The sequence below is a fragment of the Aquabacterium sp. A3 genome, assembly GCF_038069945.1.
Classification (GTDB): domain Bacteria; phylum Pseudomonadota; class Gammaproteobacteria; order Burkholderiales; family Burkholderiaceae_C; genus Aquabacterium.
Map to the genome: position 1 here is coordinate 38,927 of NZ_JBBPEV010000002.1, position 17,127 is coordinate 56,053.

The 17,127-nt window shown below is 67.8% G+C and carries 16 protein-coding genes; 14 read left to right on the forward strand and 2 right to left on the reverse strand.

Annotation, left to right across the window (positions count from 1 at the left end; translation table 11 throughout):
- Positions 1–4 precede the first annotated feature (4 nt).
- Both WNB94_RS09390 and hemB read right to left on the reverse strand, forming a co-directional pair.
- Positions 5–1,117 (reverse strand): magnesium transporter CorA family protein, encoded by a 1,113-nt coding sequence (locus tag WNB94_RS09390; protein WP_341390051.1) that lies wholly within the window; start codon positions 1,115–1,117, stop codon positions 5–7.
- Between the two features lie 4 nt (positions 1,118–1,121).
- Positions 1,122–2,132, reverse strand: a complete 1,011-nt coding sequence (hemB, locus tag WNB94_RS09395) for a porphobilinogen synthase (RefSeq protein ID WP_341390052.1) — start codon at positions 2,130–2,132, stop codon at positions 1,122–1,124.
- Positions 2,133–2,383: 251 nt separating this feature from the next.
- Here hemB and WNB94_RS09400 point away from each other — a divergent pair, with 251 nt between their 5' ends.
- The 14 genes from WNB94_RS09400 to mshL all read left to right on the forward strand — a co-directional run bounded on the left by WNB94_RS09400 (position 2,384) and on the right by mshL (position 17,106).
- Complete coding sequence (locus tag WNB94_RS09400; protein WP_341390053.1) at positions 2,384–2,830, forward strand: CopD family protein; 447 nt, start codon at positions 2,384–2,386, stop codon at positions 2,828–2,830.
- A gap of 7 nt (positions 2,831–2,837) precedes the next feature.
- Entirely contained in the window at positions 2,838–4,025 is a 1,188-nt protein-coding gene (locus WNB94_RS09405; RefSeq protein WP_341390055.1) for a VanZ family protein, read from the forward strand.
- Between the two features lie 7 nt (positions 4,026–4,032).
- Positions 4,033–4,359 (forward strand): (2Fe-2S) ferredoxin domain-containing protein, encoded by a 327-nt coding sequence (locus WNB94_RS09410; RefSeq protein ID WP_341390057.1) that lies wholly within the window; start codon positions 4,033–4,035, stop codon positions 4,357–4,359.
- Between the two features lie 12 nt (positions 4,360–4,371).
- Positions 4,372–5,046 carry an alpha/beta hydrolase gene (locus WNB94_RS09415; RefSeq protein WP_341390058.1) on the forward strand — a complete coding sequence of 225 codons (675 nt, stop codon included), beginning with the start codon at positions 4,372–4,374 and terminating at the stop codon, positions 5,044–5,046.
- A 95-nt stretch (positions 5,047–5,141) separates the two neighbouring features.
- A complete protein-coding gene (locus WNB94_RS09420) occupies positions 5,142–6,341 on the forward strand; it encodes a D-alanyl-D-alanine carboxypeptidase family protein (RefSeq protein ID WP_445819061.1) in 1,200 nt (399 codons plus the stop codon).
- A 14-nt stretch (positions 6,342–6,355) separates the two neighbouring features.
- Positions 6,356–6,667, forward strand: a complete 312-nt coding sequence (locus WNB94_RS09425; protein WP_341390061.1) for a YbeD family protein — start codon at positions 6,356–6,358, stop codon at positions 6,665–6,667.
- 100 nt (positions 6,668–6,767) lie between these two features.
- Positions 6,768–7,094 (forward strand): preprotein translocase subunit YajC, encoded by a 327-nt coding sequence (gene yajC, locus WNB94_RS09430; protein ID WP_341390063.1) that lies wholly within the window; start codon positions 6,768–6,770, stop codon positions 7,092–7,094.
- A gap of 6 nt (positions 7,095–7,100) precedes the next feature.
- Entirely contained in the window at positions 7,101–8,969 is a 1,869-nt protein-coding gene (gene secD, locus WNB94_RS09435; protein ID WP_341390064.1) for a protein translocase subunit SecD, read from the forward strand.
- Positions 8,970–8,974: 5 nt separating this feature from the next.
- Entirely contained in the window at positions 8,975–10,003 is a 1,029-nt protein-coding gene (gene secF, locus WNB94_RS09440; RefSeq protein ID WP_341390066.1) for a protein translocase subunit SecF, read from the forward strand.
- Positions 10,004–10,014: 11 nt separating this feature from the next.
- Positions 10,015–12,348 (forward strand): DUF1631 family protein, encoded by a 2,334-nt coding sequence (locus WNB94_RS09445; protein ID WP_341390067.1) that lies wholly within the window; start codon positions 10,015–10,017, stop codon positions 12,346–12,348.
- Between the two features lie 141 nt (positions 12,349–12,489).
- A complete protein-coding gene (locus WNB94_RS09450; protein WP_341390068.1) occupies positions 12,490–14,076 on the forward strand; it encodes a PilN domain-containing protein in 1,587 nt (528 codons plus the stop codon).
- Complete coding sequence (locus tag WNB94_RS09455; protein ID WP_341390069.1) at positions 14,073–14,774, forward strand: hypothetical protein; 702 nt, start codon at positions 14,073–14,075, stop codon at positions 14,772–14,774. Before WNB94_RS09450 ends, WNB94_RS09455 begins: the two co-directional genes overlap by 4 nt.
- Positions 14,771–15,247 carry a hypothetical protein gene (locus WNB94_RS09460; RefSeq protein ID WP_341390070.1) on the forward strand — a complete coding sequence of 159 codons (477 nt, stop codon included), beginning with the start codon at positions 14,771–14,773 and terminating at the stop codon, positions 15,245–15,247. The genes WNB94_RS09455 and WNB94_RS09460 overlap by 4 nt, the downstream gene beginning before the upstream one ends.
- Positions 15,244–17,106: a pilus (MSHA type) biogenesis protein MshL gene (gene mshL / locus WNB94_RS09465; RefSeq protein ID WP_341390073.1), complete on the forward strand. Its 1,863-nt coding sequence runs from the start codon at positions 15,244–15,246 to the stop codon at positions 17,104–17,106. Before WNB94_RS09460 ends, mshL begins: the two co-directional genes overlap by 4 nt.
- Positions 17,107–17,127: the final 21 nt, after the last annotated feature.

Genomic DNA, 17,127 nt, shown 5'->3' on the forward strand with positions numbered 1-17,127 from the left:
AGCCTCACTCGCCGATGTAGCGGCGTCGCCTGAACACCCACACCAGCACCGCCACCACCACACCCATCAGGCCGGCGGCCAGCCAGAAGCCGGCTTGCTCGTGGATCAGGGGCATGTCGTCAAAGTTCATGCCGAACACCCCGGTGATCAGGTTGAGCGGCAAGAAGATGGCGGTGAGCACCGTCAGCGTGCGCATGATTTCGTTGGTGCGCGAGCCTTGGGCAGAAAAGTGCATCTGCACCGCACCTTCGGCCGAGCTCTCCAGGCGCCGCACGTGGGCCAGCACCCGCTCGATGTGCTCTTGCACATCCCGCGAGCGCACGCCCAGCACTTCGCGTTCACGCGCGCCGTGGGGGTCGGTCGGCACGGGCCAGTCGGCCAGGGCATCCAGCCACTCCTGGATCGCGCTGCGCTGGTCCTCGCAGATGTCTTCCAGCAGGTGCAAGGTGTTGCGCGAGTCCAGCAGCGCCTGCCAGTGTCGGAACTGCTGGCGGTTGCTCAGCAGCTCTTGCTGCAAATAGCCGAACTGGCGCGTCAGCAGGCGGCGCAGGTCCAGGTAGCCGTCCACCATGTGGTTGATGATGCGCAGCATCAGGTCGGCCGAGTTGGGGGGCAGGCGGCTGGTGCTGCCGCGCCCTTCCTGGCGCCAGCCCGGTGCGTTGTCGTTCTGCGCCAGCGAGGCCAGCCGGGCTTCAAAGAAGCTGCGCACCGAGCAGTCGGCCGGATGCACCGTCAACAGCACCCGATCGAACAGGGCAAAACCCACCGGGCTGGTGTCGATGGACGCCATGGCCTGCCGCGCACTGGTCGGGGTGCCGCGCTCGTCATCCAGGAAGAGCCGCTCGGTGCCGGCGCCAGCGGCCAGTCGCCGAAACACCATCACGTCGTACCACGAGGTGTAATCAAACTGAGAGGGCAGTTGGGCGTTGATCAGGTCGGCCACGTGCAGGTCCAGCAGGGCGCCGCCGGCCAGCGCCGTGAGCTGCTGCTGGATCTCGGTCAGCCGCACCTCGAACACCCGGCGGCTGGTGGTGACCCACAAAAAGCCCTGCGTGGGCGGCGTGGCCGGCCAGTCGGGCAGTTCGGTGAATCGGTCGTGGATGTGGAAGATGCGCACCGGCTCAACCCTGGCGCAGCAGCCCGGCGGCTTCCAGCGCAAAGTACGTGAGGATGCCGTCGGCGCCTGCCCGCTTGAAGGCCAGCAGCGACTCCATCATCACCGCATCATGGGCCAGCCAGCCATTGGCCGCCGCCGCCTTGATCATGGCGTACTCGCCGCTGACCTGGTAGGCGAAGGTGGGCACGCGGAATTCGTCCTTCACGCGGCGCACGATGTCCAGGTAAGGCATGCCGGGCTTGACCATGACCATGTCGGCGCCTTCTGCGATGTCCAGGGCCACCTCGCGCAGGGCCTCGTCGCTGTTGGCCGGGTCCATCTGGTAGACCTTTTTGTCGGCCTTGCCCAGGTTGCCCGCCGAGCCCACTGCATCACGGAAGGGGCCGTAAAACGCGCTGGCGTACTTGGCGCTGTAGGCCATGATGCGCGTGTGCACCTGGCCGGCGCCCTCCAGCGCCTGACGGATGGCGCCAATGCGACCGTCCATCATGTCGCTGGGGGCCACGATGTCCACCCCGGCGCGGGCTTGCGTGAGGGCCTGCTGCGTGAGCACCGCCACCGTCTCGTCGTTCAGGATGTAGCCGGTGTCGTCCAGCAAGCCATCCTGGCCGTGGGAGGTGTAGGGGTCCAGGGCCACGTCGGTCATCACGCCCAGCTCAGGAAACCGTTCCTTCAGCGCCCGCACCGTGCGCGGCACCAGCCCCTCGTCGTTGAGGGCCTCGCGCCCATCGGGCGTCTTGAGTGCGCCGTCGATCACCGGAAACAGCGCCAGCACCGGCACCCCCAGGCTCAGACACCGTTCGGCGACCTCAAACAGGGCCGTCTGCCCCAGGCGCGACACCCCGGGCATGGACGCCACCGGCTCGCTGCCGCTGGCCTGGTCCAGGATGAAGACGGGGTAGATCAGGTCGGCGCACGACAGGGTGTGCTCGGCCACCAGGCGTCGTGAAAAAGCATCGCGGCGCAGCCGGCGAGGACGGTGGGCAGGGTACTGAGAGGGTACGGCGGGGGGCATGCAGGTTCCAAAGTTGCGAAATCTGTGAAGGAATGCAAAGCCGGCAAAAAAACCACCTGAAAAGGGGTTTTTCCGGTTGGGAGGGCTACCCCACCTGGGGCATCCCGCCTATAATCGATCCTGAATGATACGCCGCAAGGCCTCATTCCCTGCTTTTCCTCCCTGAGCAGGTGCCTTACGTGATGACAGCGTCAAGGCTTGCAGGCCCCGGCGTATGCCGGGGCTCTTTTTTTGCGCTCCATAATCTCTCCATGGACAACGCATACCTGTGGGTCAAGGCCCTGCACATCATCTTTGTGGCCAGCTGGTTTGCCGGTCTGTTCTACCTGCCTCGCCTGTTTGTCAACCTGGCCATGGTGCCGTCGGACAGCCACGCCGAGCGCGAGCGCCTGCTGCTCATGGCGCGCAAGTTGTACCGTTTCAGCACCCTGCTGATGGTGCCGGCCCTCGTGTTCGGGCTGCTGCTGTGGCTGTACTTTGGCGTGGGCAAGGGCCCGGGCCAGATATGGCTGCACATCAAGCTCACGGCCGTGATCGTGGTCATCGGCTACCACCACCACTGCAAGCGCCTGCTGCGTGATTTCGAGGGCATGGCCAACCGGCGCAGCCACCGCTGGTTCCGTGTGTACAACGAGGTGTCGGTGCTGTTGTTTGCACTGATCGTGATCCTCGTGGTGCTCAAGCCCACGGTGGGCTGATCGCGCCATGGCTGGCCAGCGCAGCGTGGCGTGGCCCCTCAGCGGGGTGGCGATCGCGCTCGTGGCCTACGCCACGCTGTATCCCTTGAGCGGATGGCACTGGCCTGACCCGCAGGTGTTCAGCTGGGTGCTGCCCAAACTGGGGCACGAGGCCGCCACCGACCTGGCTGGCAACATCCTGGGCTACGTGCCCTTGGGCTTCATTTTGTGCCTGGCGCACCTGCGTGTCGCCCGGGGGGCGCTGCTGGCCGGGCTGCTCACGGTGCTGGGCTGCAGTGCCTTGTCGTACGCGCTGGAGCTCATCCAGTTTGCCGTGCCCTCGCGCATCCCGTCCATGAGCGACTGGGTGCTCAACACCCTGGGCTCGGCCTGGGGGGTGCTGGCGGCGCTCACCCTGCAGGCCCTGGGGGTGGTGGACGCGTGGGCCCGCCTGGTTCAGCGCTGGTTTCGCTCCAGCTCCAGCTGGGGGCCGGCTTTGCTGTGGGTCTGGCCGCTGGGCCTGCTGTACCCGCCACCCGTGCCGCTGGGGCAGGGGCAGGTCTGGCCCCCCTTGCGCCTGCTGTGGCTGGAGTGGACGCAGGATGTGAGCTGGCAGGGCTGGTTGCTGCCCGACGATCCCATCCTCATCTGGAGCCAGACCCATGCGGCCTGGCTGGGCACGCCCTGGCGGACCGTCTTCGAATCGGCGGTGGTGGGCCTGGGGCAGTGGGCGCCACTGTGTGTGGTGTGTGCGCTCGTGGCCCAGCGCAGTTGGCGTCTGGGGCTGATGGCCGCCTTGGTGGTGGCCGGCATGGGCGTGAGCACCTTGTCGAGCGCGCTCAATTACGGGCCCCCGCAGGCCCTGACCTGGCTGACCTTGCCCAGCTGCCTGGGTTTGCTGTTGGGGGCGCTGGGCGGTGTGGTGTTGTTGCGCTGCTCGCGCAGGCTCAGTGCGGCGCTGGGGCTCGTGGCCCTCGGGGCGCTGGTGGTGCTCATCCACCTGGCCCCCACCGACCCCTACCAGGCGGCCAACCTCGCCCAGTGGACCCAGGGGCGCTTCATCCGGTTTCACGGCCTGGCGCGCTGGGTGGGCTTGCTGTGGCCGTACCTGGCGATGGTCTGGCTGCTGGCCCACCTGTGGCGCCGCCGCGCCGAACTGGGCGCGCCCACCCAAGTCCCCACCAGCGGCCCGGACGGTGGCACCGGTCTAGAATGAACCCACCATGTCCTACTTCGAACGCCACGTTTTTTTCTGCCTGAACCAGCGCCCCAACGGTGAGGCCTGCTGTGCCGACCACGCCGCCAAGGCCGGGTTCGACCATTGCAAGGCCCGGGTCGCGGCCGCTGGCCGCAACGGCCCCGGTGCGGTGAGGGTCAACAAGGCCGGTTGCCTGGACCGCTGTTCGGGCGGGCCCGTGGCCGTGGTCTACCCGGAAGGCACCTGGTACACCTTCGTGGACAACGCCGACATCGACGAGATCGTTGATCGCCATTTGCTGGGCGGTGAGGTGGTGCAGCGCCTGGTGCTGCCCGACGATGTGGGTCGCTGACCGAGGCCGTCCATGATCGGGCGCCCCGATTCCTTCCTGATCGACGGCGCCGCCGGCGCGATCGAGTGTGTGCTGGAGCTGCCCGACGGCACGCCGCGAGGCGTGGCGGTGGTCGCCCATCCCCATCCCCTGATGGGGGGCACCATGGACAACAAGGTGGTGCACACCCTGGTGCGTGCCCACGCGCAGGCCGGGTGGGCCGCCGTGCGCTTCAACTTTCGCGGGGTGGGGCGCTCAGCCGGCGAACACGATGGCGGCCTGGCCGAAACCGACGACCTGCTGACCGTGCTGAATCACCACCTGGGTCTGCCCGAGTTGGCGGGTCGGCCCTGGGCCCTGGCGGGCTTCTCGTTCGGCGGTTTTGTGGCGGCCCGCGCCGCTGAGGCGGTGGCCAGCACCCATCCGCCGTCCTCGCTGGTGCTGGTGGGGCCGGCCACCTCTCGCTTTGATGTGCCACCCGTGCCGCCCCATCTGGCGTCCGCCTGTGTCATCCACGGAGAGCATGACGACGTTGTACCGTTGTCTGCCGTGCTCGATTGGGCCCGGCCTCAGTCCATGCCGGTGACCGTGGTGCCCGGCGTGGGTCATTTCTTTCACGGGCAGTTGCCCCTGCTGCGTCAATTGGTGCTGCGGCACCTGATGGCCGCCCAGGCCTGGCCACCGGCAGCGTCGCCCGCTTCAACCTGATTGTGCTCATGGCTGTGACCCTTGACCGACGACCCCTGCGGTCGTCCCCCTCTTTTCTTTCTTCTGCCGCGCTGGCGCTGGCGCTCAGCGGGGTGATGTCTGCGGGTGTGGGTGCACAAACCAGCGCGCCCACCACGGCACCGGCGACCCAGGCCTCGGCCGCCGCCGTGCGCCTGGACCTGGGCGGATTTGCCCAGGCCCCGGTGGGCATGCCCGCCCCGCCCGAGGTGGCGGCGCGCGCCTACATCCTGCAAGACCTCACCACCCGCCAGACCCTGGCCAGCCGGGATGCCGATCAGGTGGTCGAGCCGGCCTCGCTCACCAAACTGATGAGCGCCTACCTGGTGTTTCAGGCCCTGCAGGCGGGCAAGCTGTCGCTGGACCAGCCCATCAGCGTGTCCGAGCGCGCCTGGCGCACGGGCATGACCGGGGCCTCGCGCAGCTTCATCAAGGTCAACAGCCAGGTCAAGGTGGACGACCTGCTCAAGGGCATGATCGTGCAAAGCGGCAACGACGCCACCGTGGCCCTGGCCGAGGCCGTGGCCGGCTCGGTGGAAACCTTCGTGGACATGATGAACCGCCAGGCCGCGCAGTTTGGCCTGAAGCAGACCACCTTCAAGAACCCGGAAGGCCTGCCCGCGCCCGGACACGTCAGCACCGTGCGTGAGTTGTCGGTGATCGCGGCCCGCCTGATCGCCGACTTCCCGCAGGCCATGCCGTACTACAGCATGAAGGAGTTCACCTTCAACGGCATCCGCCAGACCAACCGCAACCTGCTGCTGTACCGCGACCCCACGGTCGATGGACTCAAGACCGGCTACACCGACGCGGCGGGCTACTGCCTGATCAGCACGGCACGCCGCACCGGCCCGGCCGGCGAGCGCCGCTTGCTCAGCGTGGTGGTGGGCACCTCGTCCACCGAAGCGCGGGCCAGCGAAAGCCAGAAACTGCTCAACTGGGGCTACAGCGCCTTTGATGTGGTCAAGCTGTTCGATGGCGGTCAGGCCGTCACCCAGGCCCCGGTCTGGAAAGGGCGCAGCGACACCGTGGGCCTGGGCCGCACCCAGCCCATCGTGGCCGTGGTGCCCCGAGGCCAGGCCAGCCAGGTGCGCACCGTCGTGACGCGCAATGACCCGCTGATCGCCCCCCTGAGCCAGGGGCAGGCGGTTGGCACCTTGAAGATTCGCCTGGGGGAACAACCTTGGCAGGATTGGCCATTGCACACCCTGCAGGCCGTGCCCGAGGCCGGATGGCTGGGGCGCGCCTGGGATGCCTTGCGCCTGAGCATCCAGTGACACGAAAGCCCGCCATGAGCGCAGACCCATCCTCCACGCCGCCGTCGTCCGGCGCCCCGTCCCGTGCCGACGAGTCCGTCATCGAGTACCCCTGTGCCTTTCCCATCAAGGTGATGGGGGTGCATCAGGTCGAGTTCATCGAGGCGGTGGTGGCCATTGCCCAGCACCACGACCCGGCCTACCAGCCGCACACCCTGGAGCGGCGGCCATCCAGCTCGGGCAATTACCTGGGCCTGACGGTCACCGTCACGGCCACCAGCCGCGAGCAACTCGACAACCTGTACCGCGCCCTGACCAGCCATCCGCTGGTCAGGTACGTGCTCTGAGCCCCTGAGGTACGGCCCCGGCGTGGGGCATACAATCCGGTGGCTAGACTGGCCGGCGCCCTGTGCAGGGCCTCGGCCCTTTGTTTGAAGGAAAGACAACGTGTTCATCTCTGACGCTTTTGCCCAGGCCGCCGCGCCGGCCGCCAGCACCTCCAGCAGCCTGTTGAGCATGCTGCCCCTCGTGCTGATGTTCGTGGTGCTGTACTTTGTGATGATCCGGCCTCAGATGAAGCGCCAGAAAGAGGTCAAGGCCATGCTGGACGCCCTGGCCAAGGGCGACGAGGTGGTGACCCAGGGCGGCGTGCTGGGCAAGATCACCAAGCTGGGTGACAACCAGGTGCACCTGGAAGTGGCCAACGGCGTGGAGCTGCAGGTGCAGCGTGCCGCCATCGTCCAGGTTCTGCCCAAGGGCACTTTCAGCAAGTAAGCAGCCATGAACCGTTACGCCTGGTGGAAGTACCTCGTCATCGCCATCGCCCTGGTGGTGGGCTTCGTCTACACGCTGCCCAACTTCTTTGGTGAGGCGCCCGCCGTTCAACTCTCCAGTGGCAAGGCCACGGTCAAGGTGCATGCGGACGACGTGGCCCGGGTGGAATCGGCCCTGAACGCCGCGGGCATCCGGCCCGACTTCGTCGAGTTCGAGGGCACGTCGGTGCGGGCGCGGTTCAAGGACACCGACACCCAGATCCAGGCGCGCGACGTGATTCAGCGCACCTTCAACCCCGATCCAGCCAATCCGGGCTACATCGTGGCGTTGAACCTGGTCTCGCGCACGCCCAACTGGCTGCGTGCGGCCCGGGTGGCCTTTGTCGAGCCTCGGCCCATGTACCTGGGGCTGGACTTGCGCGGGGGTGTGCACTTCCTCATGCAGGTGGACATGAAGGGCGCCATCACCCAGCGCCTGGAAACCGTCACCAGCGACGTGCGTTCGCTGATGCGCGACAAGGACATCCGCCACAGCGGCATCCGCCGCGAGGGCGACACCATCGTGGTGCGTTTCCGCGACGAGGCCACGCGTGAGGCCGGTCGCAACGCCTTGCGCGATGCCCTGGGCGACCTGAGCTGGAACGACGTCGGCCCGGCCGATGACCTGAGCGTGGTGGGCAGCCTGCTGCCCCAGGCGGCGCGGGCCATCCAGGACCAGGCGCTCAAGCAAAACATCACCACCTTGCACAACCGGATCAACGAACTGGGGGTGGCCGAGCCCGTCATCCAGCAGCAAGGCATTGACCGCGTGGTGGTGCAACTGCCTGGCGTGCAGGACACCGCACGCGCCAAGGACATCATCGGCCGCACCGCCACCCTCGAAGTGCGCATGGTCGACGACGGCGCCGAGGCGCGCAACGCGCTCACCGGCGGCCCAGTGCCCTTCGGCACCGAACGGTTTCTGGAGCGTGATGGCACGCCCATCATCGTCAAACGGCAGGTGGTGCTCACGGGTGACAACCTGACCGACGCCCAGGCCGGTTTTGACGAGAACCAGGAGCCTGCCGTGCACCTCACGCTCGATGGCCGTGGCGCGCGCATCTTCCGCGAGGCCACCCGAGAGAACGTGGGCAAGCGCATGGCGATCTTGCTGTTCGAGAAGGGCCGGGGCGAGGTCGTGACCGCGCCCGTCATCCGCGGCGAGATCAGCGGTGGCCGGGTGCAGATTTCGGGCCGCATGACCACCACCGAGGCCGCCGACACGGCGCTGCTGCTGCGTGCCGGCTCGCTGGCCGCGCCCATGGAGATCATCGAAGAGCGCACCGTGGGCCCCAGCCTGGGCGCCGAGAACATCGCCCAGGGCTTCAACAGCCTGGTGTGGGGCTTTGCCGCCGTGGCCGTGTTCATGGTCATCTACTACATGCTGTTCGGCCTGTTCTCTACCGTGGCCCTGTCGGTCAACCTGCTGCTGCTGATCGCGGTGCTGTCCATGCTGCAGGCCACCTTGACGCTGCCGGGCATCGCGGCCATCGCCCTCACCCTGGGCATGGCCATCGACTCCAACGTGCTGATCAACGAGCGCATCCGTGAAGAGTTGCGCAACGGATCAGCCCCGCAGACGGCCATCCGTGCCGGCTATGACAACGCCTGGGCCACCATCCTGGACTCCAACGTCACCACCCTGATCGCCGGCGTGGCCCTGCTCACCTTCGGCTCGGGCCCCGTGCGTGGGTTTGCGGTGGTGCACTGCCTGGGCATCCTCACGTCGATGTTCTCGGCGGTGTTCTTCTCGCGTGGCCTGGTCAACCTCTGGTACGGCCGACAGAAGAAGCTCAAGGGCCTGTCCATTGGCCACGTCTGGAAGCCGCAGGAGTAATCACCATGGAATTTTTCCGCATCCGGCGCGACATCCCCTTCATGCGCCACGCCCTGCTGCTCAACGCGATCTCGGTGATCGCGTTCCTGGCGGCCGTCTTTTTCATCGCCACCCGCGGGCTGCACCTGTCGGTCGAGTTCACCGGCGGCTCGCTCATCGAAGTGCAGTACGCCGAGGCGGCCGACCTGCAAAAGGCCCGTGCCGCGATCGAGCCCCTGGGCTTTGGCGAGGTGCAGGTGCAGAACTTCGGCACCTCGCGCGATGTGTTGATCCGCGTGCCGCTGCGCGAAGACGTGCCCCAGGCCCAGGTGGTGGACCGGGTGTTTGGCGCGCTGTGCCAGGCCACCCAGGGCCAGATGGCGCGTGCCGAAGCCACCCCCGACGGTCAGCAGGCCGCTGGCCTGCAGTGCAAGGCCGGTGAGGCTCAGCCCATCACCTTGCAGCGCAGCGAGTTCGTGGGCCCGCAGGTGGGTGACGAGCTGGTGCGCGATGGTGCTTACGCCCTGCTGGCCACCGTGGTGGGCATCATGATTTACCTGGCCATCCGCTTCGAATGGAAGTTCGCGGTGGCCGGCATCATCGCCAACCTGCACGACGTGGTCATCATCCTGGGCTTCTTTGCCTTCTTCCAGTGGGAGTTCTCGCTGTCGGTGCTGGCCGCCGTGCTGGCCGTGCTGGGCTATTCGGTCAACGAGTCGGTCGTGATCTTCGACCGCGTGCGCGAGTCGTTCCGCAAGTTCCGCAAGATGACGCCGGCCGAGGTCATCGACCACGCCATCACGTCCACCATCAGCCGCACCATCATCACCCACGGCTCCACCCAGATGATGGTCTTGACCATGCTGATCTTTGGTGGGCCCACGCTGCACTATTTCGCCCTGGCGCTGACCATCGGCATCTGCTTTGGCATCTACTCGTCGGTGTTCGTGGCCGCGGCCATCGCCATGTGGCTGGGCATCAAGCGTGAAGACCTGGTCACCGCCACCAAGAACGAAGGCGATCCCAACGATCCGAACGCTGGCGCGGTGGTGTAGAGTCGGAGCCAATGGCTTCCGGTCCCGATCGCTCTCTGGCGCAGACGGCTGCGCTGGCCTACCTTGAATCCTTGATTCAGGGGGTGGCCGGCTTTCAGCAGGCTTGCCTGGAGGGCGCTCGCGCGCTGGCGGGTGCCAAGGCGCCGCCGGCCCTGGCGCTCAGCCGCCGTGACCTGGTGCTGGACTGGCCTCAGGCGCAGGCGGCCTGGCGCGAGGCCCTGGAGGCGGGCCTGAACGAGGCGGTTCAGCGCGTGCAGCGTGGCCTCTCACCCGAGGTCCTGCCCGAGCGCACCATGGACCTGCCGCTGACCCTGGTGGACGATCAGCAGGTGGAGCAGGATCTGCAGGCCGGCAAGATGGCCCAGACCGTGCAGGACACGGTGCAGGGCGAGTGGCACGATCTGAGCGCGCGCCTGCAAGGCCTGACACACACCCGTGCGTTGGCCGGCCCGTCGGCCGCGACCGGTGAGGTCTACGCCCAGGCCTGGCTGTGGCGGCTGGTGCAGCGCGCCTGGCTGGCCTCGGGCCTCACCCAGGATCACTGGCGCACCGCCCACCCGGTGCTGTCCAACGAGGCACCGGCCTGGGTGCAAGCGGCCCTGCACCAGGCCAACACGGTCTTGCACGCCCGCGGTGTGCGGCCCGAGATCAACCTGCGGCCCTTCATCCGGCGGGCGGCTGACGCCCCGGTGAGCCGCAGCGGCGCCAGCGCGGCGCCCCAGGTGCCGGCACAACCCACCTCCGGGTACGCGCCAGTGCACGATGAAACCCGCCTGCTGACCCAGACGCCCGGGCTCGGCCGGCCAGCGCAAGGCGCGCCGTCGCATGTGCTGGGGCAGTTGGCCCAGGTGGTGGCCCGCCATGTGCCGGGTTTTGCCGCCACGGCCATCGACCCCTCGGCCATGGAGCCGCATGCGGCCGTCACCGTGTCGTCCGGTCTTCAGCAGGCCATGGGCGGCCGGGTTCAAGGGCCCGTCGGGCCAGCCCCGGTGTCTTACGCGCCGGGCGTCGCTCCGACCCCGGCCCAGCCCTGGTCAGAAGACCGCGAAGGTGTTCAGCAGGCTTTGCAGCACCTGCAGGCCGGCAAGCAGGTGCTCAAGCGCGCCGCCGCCAGCCCGACCGAGCGCGCCACGATCGAAGTCGTGGCCCTCATGTTCCAGTCCATCCTCACCGAAGAGCGGCTGCCGGCCGCCATCCGCGTCTGGTTCGCGCGCTTGCAGATGCCGGTCTTGCGCGTGGCCGTCAGTGAGCCCGACTTCTTCGCCTCGGTCACCCATCCAGCGCGGGTGCTCATCGACCGCATGGGCGCCTGCGTCATGGGCTTTGTGGCCCAGGCCCAGCACGATGACGATGCCTTGCACCGAGAGATCAAGCGCGTGGTGCAGGTGGTTGAGGCCTACCCCGAAACCGGGCGCCGTGTGTTCCAGACCGTGCTCAATGAGTTCGAACGTTTTCTGGACGGCTACTTCCGCGAGCACAACCTGGCCAGCCGCGAAGGCGTGTCGCTGGCCCAGCAGGTGGAGCAGCGCGAGACCTGGGCCATCCAGTACACGATCGAATTGCGCAAGATGCTGGAGCGCCTGCCCGTGCACGACGGCGTGCGCCATTTTCTGTTCCAGGTGTGGGCCGATGTGATGGCCCACAGCGCGGTGCGGCATGGTCCGGCCAGCGAGACCACCAAGACGCTCAAGCAGGCGGCGGGCGACCTGATCTGGTCGGCCAGCGCCAAGACCTCGCGGGAAGAGCGTGCCGAGGTGCTGCGCCGCCTGCCCCCGCTGCTCAAGACCCTGCGTGATGGCATGGCGCAGGCCGGCGTGGCCCTGCCGCGCCAGGACCAGGAAATCCAGGCGCTCAACACGGCGCTGGCGGCGGCTTTCGCCGCACGTTCGGCCGCCTTGCCGGCCGGTGTGCTGCAGGAGGTCATGGCCAGCCTGGAGGCCCTGGACGAACTGTTGCCCGACCTGGACGACGTCGAACTGGACGACGACCTGCTGCGCGATCTCTCGGGACACGACTCTGACGGCCTGGAAGTGGTGGCGCAGGGGGGCTCCATGCCCACCCCGGCCATGCAGGGTTGGGCCCGTGAGTTGCAGGTGGGGGCCTGGTTCACGCTGGATTACCGCGGGCGCCACGAACCCGTGCAACTGGCGTGGCGGGGCCTGCGCAAGCAGCTCACCTTGTTCGCACGGCCCTCCGGGCCGGCGGTGCTGTTCCAGCTGCAACGGCTGGGGGCCTTTTTGCAGGCCGGGCTGTTGTGGCCCATGGAAGAAGAGTCGCTCACCACCCGGGCCACGCGCCAGGCGCTCACCAAGCTCGAGGCCGATCCCTCCCGCCTGCTCAGCTGAGCACCCGCTGTGTCTGGCTGCACACAGCCGTCCGGGCGCGTCCGCACTTCCGAGAATTAAGACACGTTCCTGCAGTTATTCCTTCCACCTCGTGGAAGGCGCTCTGTCAGCATGACAACTGTCTGAATGCGGGAGCACTGCATGTTGTTTCGTCGTCCATCGCGGGTAAAAGGCCATTGGCTGGCGGTGGCCCAGGAAGGGGCCGTGGCCACGGCTGCGCGCGTCAGCCTGGCGGCCGACGGACGACCCCGTGTGGACTGGTTCTTGCGCGCCGACGCCGACTCCATGTCGGCCGCCTTGAAAACCGTGCACCGTGGCCGGGGCGTGCGCGACGCCTCGCTGGTGGCCGTGGCGGCCCCTGACCGCTACCGCATCGTGGCCGCCGAGGCCCCGGACGTGCCCCGAGAAGAATGGAAGGACGCCATCCGCTGGTCCCTGCGCGAGCAGGTCGAGTTCCCGGTGGATGACGCCGTGGTGGATGTGCTGGCCTTGCCCGCCGAAACGCAGATTCGCCAATCCAATCAGACCTTGACGGTGCTGATGTCGCAGGAGGCCTTCGGTGAGCTGATGCTCGCGGCCGACGACCAGGGCATGGCCTGGGCGGCCATGGAGGTGCCCGAAACGGCCTTGCGCAACATTTGCGCGCTGGCCGAAGAAGAGGGCAAATCCCACGCCCTGCTGGCCTTTGGCGAGCGCCAGGCCTTGTTGGTGATCACCTTCCAGGGCGAGCTCATCATGATGCGCCACATCGAGGTGGCGCTGTCGGCCGTCACGGCGCAGGACGACTCGCGTGGGGGGGCGCTCAGCCGGGCCGCGCTGGAGGTGCTGCGCACCCTGGACACCCACGAGCGCGTGCACAGCCAGGCACCGCTGTCGGGCCTGACGGTGGCCTTGCCACCCGGCACCGACGAAGACACCCTGGGCATCCTGGCCGAGCTGATTTACCTGCCTGTGCAGGCCCTGGACCTGGGCCGGCACCTGGACTTGTCGGCCCTGGATGAGGACGAAGAAGGCGACGGCGCCTTGCTGGCGCGACGGGCCACGGCCGGCGAGCTGATGGCCGTGGGGGCCGCCATGCGCGGCTGGGCCACGGTGCACGAGCGCCAGCAGCTCATGCTGATCGACCCCCTGCTGCGTGGCAGCCAGACCGTGCCGTGGGGCGCGCGCACGGGCTTGCAGCTCACGGGCGCGGCCCTGCTGCTGTGCGTGCTGGCCAGTGGCGGGCTGGCCTGGATGCAGCATCAGGCGCTGGGCAAGGCGCAAGCCAGCGAAGCGCAACTGGCGCAGCTGCAGACCCAGCTGGGCACCCTCAAGGTGCCACCCGTGGTGACCCGGCTGGAGCGCCTCAAGCAGCAGGAAACCATCCAGCGCCAGATGCGCGAGGTGCTCAAGGGCGCTGGCGCACAGGCGTCCACCGGCTATTCGGACTACCTGATGGCGCTCGGCCGGCAGGCCCAGGCGCAGTTGTGGATCACGGGCTTGAGCATCCAGGGTGACGGTCGTCAGCTGGAGTTGCGCGGCCGCACCAGCGACCCCGCCACGCTGCCACCCTACCTGGCGCGCTTGAACGAAGAAGAGCGATTCAAGGGGCGCCGATTTGCCCAGCTGGAATTGAAGGCCGTGGCCGAAGAAACCGACGCGCCCCTGGGCCTGACCGACTTCGTCTTGCGCGGGCAACTGGCCGCTGAAGGCCCGACGGGGCGACGGGTTCGCGAGGAGGCGCAATGAATCCTGAATGGACCCAGTGGTGGTCGTTGGCGACCATGAAGTGGCGTCAGGGCAGGCGCCTGTTTGACGCGCGCCTGCTCAATGAACGCAGGCTGATCATCGTCGCGCTGCTGGCGGGCATCTGGATGATCTTTGACGCCGTGTGGCTCACGCCGGGCTTCAAGGCACTGCAAGAGGTGCGCAAGCGTCAGCAGGTGGCGCAGGCCGCCGTGGAGGCCTTGCAGACCGACATGCAGCGCCGCGTGATGGACAACCTGCACCAGCAAAAGCAGGCCGAAGAAGAAATTCCTCAGGTGCAGGCCCGCCTGGAAGAGGGCCGGGCCGAGCTGACGCGTCAGCAGGCCTTGCTGGTGCCCGCCAACGAAATGGCGGCGCTCTTGCGTGGACTGCTGGAGCAAAACGGGCAGTTGCGCCTCATCCGCATGCGCACGCAGGCTCCTGAGGAGGTGCCGCTGGTGAGCAACCCCTCGTCGGTGACCATGGGTTTGCCGGCCATGCTGTACCGCCACCGCATCGAGATGACCGTGGCGGGCCCCTACATCGAGCTGCTGCGCTGGGTGCGTGATGTCGAAGGCATGCCCCGCAAGTTGATGTGGGATGGCCTGGAGCTGGACGTGAAGGCGCCCGCGCCGCCCGAGTTGAGTGTGTCCGTGCACACCTACAGCCCTGACCGAGATGCCCTGGAGATCGCCCCATGAGCCGTCGCGAACTGCACTCACGGCCATGGCGGGGGCGCCTGGTGGGCCTGCTGGTGGTGGCCCTGCTGCCATCGGGCCTGCTGCTGAGCACCGGCTCGATCGCCGACCCGCTGAGCAGCCTGGCCGACCCCACCCGCCCCCCTGGCGCTTTCCGCAAGCCGGGCCCGGGCCAGGTGTCGGTGGCCAACGGTGGCACCGCGCCAGACGACCCGGCCGACGAGGCCAGCCGCCTGCCTCGGTTGCAGACCATCCAGCACGTGGGTGCCAGCGGACGCGGCAGTGCCATGTTGAACGACCAGATCCACCACACCGGTGACCGCCTGGGCGCATGGACGCTGCTGGCCATCGAATCAGAAAGTGTGGTGCTCAAAGGCGCCACCGGCATCGTGCGCCTGCAGTTGATGGGCGGACACGAGACCTTGAAACAGTGGCGAGGCGTGAGCGCCCCGACGCCACGAAAGGACCAACCATGAGCAAGCCCGTTCGTCATCCCTCGTTGCCCGCACTCGCGTGCGTGGCAGCCCTGCTGATGGGCGCCGGCATCCACACCGCGTGGGCAGCGGCTGGCCGCATGAGCCTGACACTGGCCTCGGTGCCCGTGCAGTCGGCCGTGCCTGATGAGGCGACCACCACGGCCACCACGGCCACCGCCAGCGAGGTGGAGCGTGCGGGTGGCTGGGAGGCCTGGCGCCGCCGTCTGCAAGTGGCGGATGCCGGTCCGCAGCTCAGGCAGCCATCCGCGCCATCGGCCACCCCCGCAGCGCCGACGGCACCTGCCGTGATGCCATCACCCACCCCCACCGCGACCCCCTCACGCGGGCACCCGGCGCTGGCCCCCTACCAGGATCAGCGCTTTGACATCGCGGTCAATGACGCACCCGCCGCACAGGTGTTTCTGCAGATGGGCATGACGGGTCAGTACAACATGCTGGTCTCGCCCGAGGTGGCCGGCAATGTCACGCTCAAGCTGCGCCAGACCACCGTGCCCGAGGCCCTGGAGGCCCTGCGCGAGCTCTACGGCTACGACTTCCGCATCAAGGGCAACCGCGTCTTTGTCTACCCCAACACGGTGCAGACACGCATGTTCCGCATCAGCTACCTGCCCGGTCGCCGCCAGGGGGCGTCCGATCTGCGGGTGAACTCGAACTTCTCACTGCAGGCCGCGGGCGCCGGCAGCTCGGGGGCGGGCAGCGCCTCGGGGGGCGAGGGTGGCAACGACACCGCCGCCGTGCGCATGACCACCGACACCAACTTCTGGCAGGACGTGGCCGAATCCCTCAAATCCCTGCTGGGCGGGCGCGAGGGCCGCAACGTCACCATCAACGCCGGTGCGGGTGTGATCGTGGTGCGCGGCACGCCGGGCGAGCTGCGGCAGATCAACGACTACCTGCGCGCCGTGCAGGTCACCATCGAGCGCCAGGTCATGCTGGAGGCCAAGATCATCGAGGTCAAGCTCTCCGATGGGTCGCAGACCGGCGTGAACTGGTCGCTGTTCCGGCAGGTGTCCAACGGCGGGCACAAGGGCTCCATTGGCACCTTTGGCGTGGCCCCGGGCGTGACCTTGCGCAACTCGGGTGACCTGGTCACCGACGCGGGCGGCATTTCGCCCAATGCGGTGGCGGTGGCCGATTCGCTGGGCAAGGGCTTCTATGGCCTGGCGTTCCAGTCGGCCTCGTTCGCCGCGCTCATGACCTTCCTGGAAACCCAGGGCGATGTGCGCGTGCTGTCGAGCCCCCGCATCGCCACCATCAACAACCAGAAGGCCGTGCTCAAGGTGGGGCGTGACGAACTCTTCGTCACCAACATCACCACCAACCAGACCAGCTCCGGCAACACCACCACCAGTTCACCCACCGTCACGCTGCAGCCCTTCTTCAGCGGCATCGCGCTGGACGTGACCCCGCAGATCGATGACAACGGCAGTGTGATGCTGCACGTGCACCCCACCGTGAGCGTGGTCACCGAAAACCAAAAGCCCATCGACCTGGGCACCCTGGGCCGCTACACCCTGCCGTTGGCATCGAGTGCGATCAATGAAACCGACAGCATCGTGCGTGTGCGCGACGGTGAGATCGTCGCCATCGGCGGCCTGATGCAGCAGGACTCCAGCATGGACCGCAGTGGCGTGCCCGGCCTCAGTGACGCGCCGCTGGTGGGTGGGCTGTTCCGCCAGAAGTCGCAAAGCCGCAGCAAGTACGAGCTGGTGATCCTGATCAAGCCCACCGTGGTGACCGACGAGGCCGCCACCTGGCCTGGCCCCGATGGCGAAACCGCCGAGATCGCGCGCCAGAACGTGGTGTCGCCGGTGGCCGACGCCCGCCTGGGGCGCTGAGGCTTGCCCACAACCGTGAAG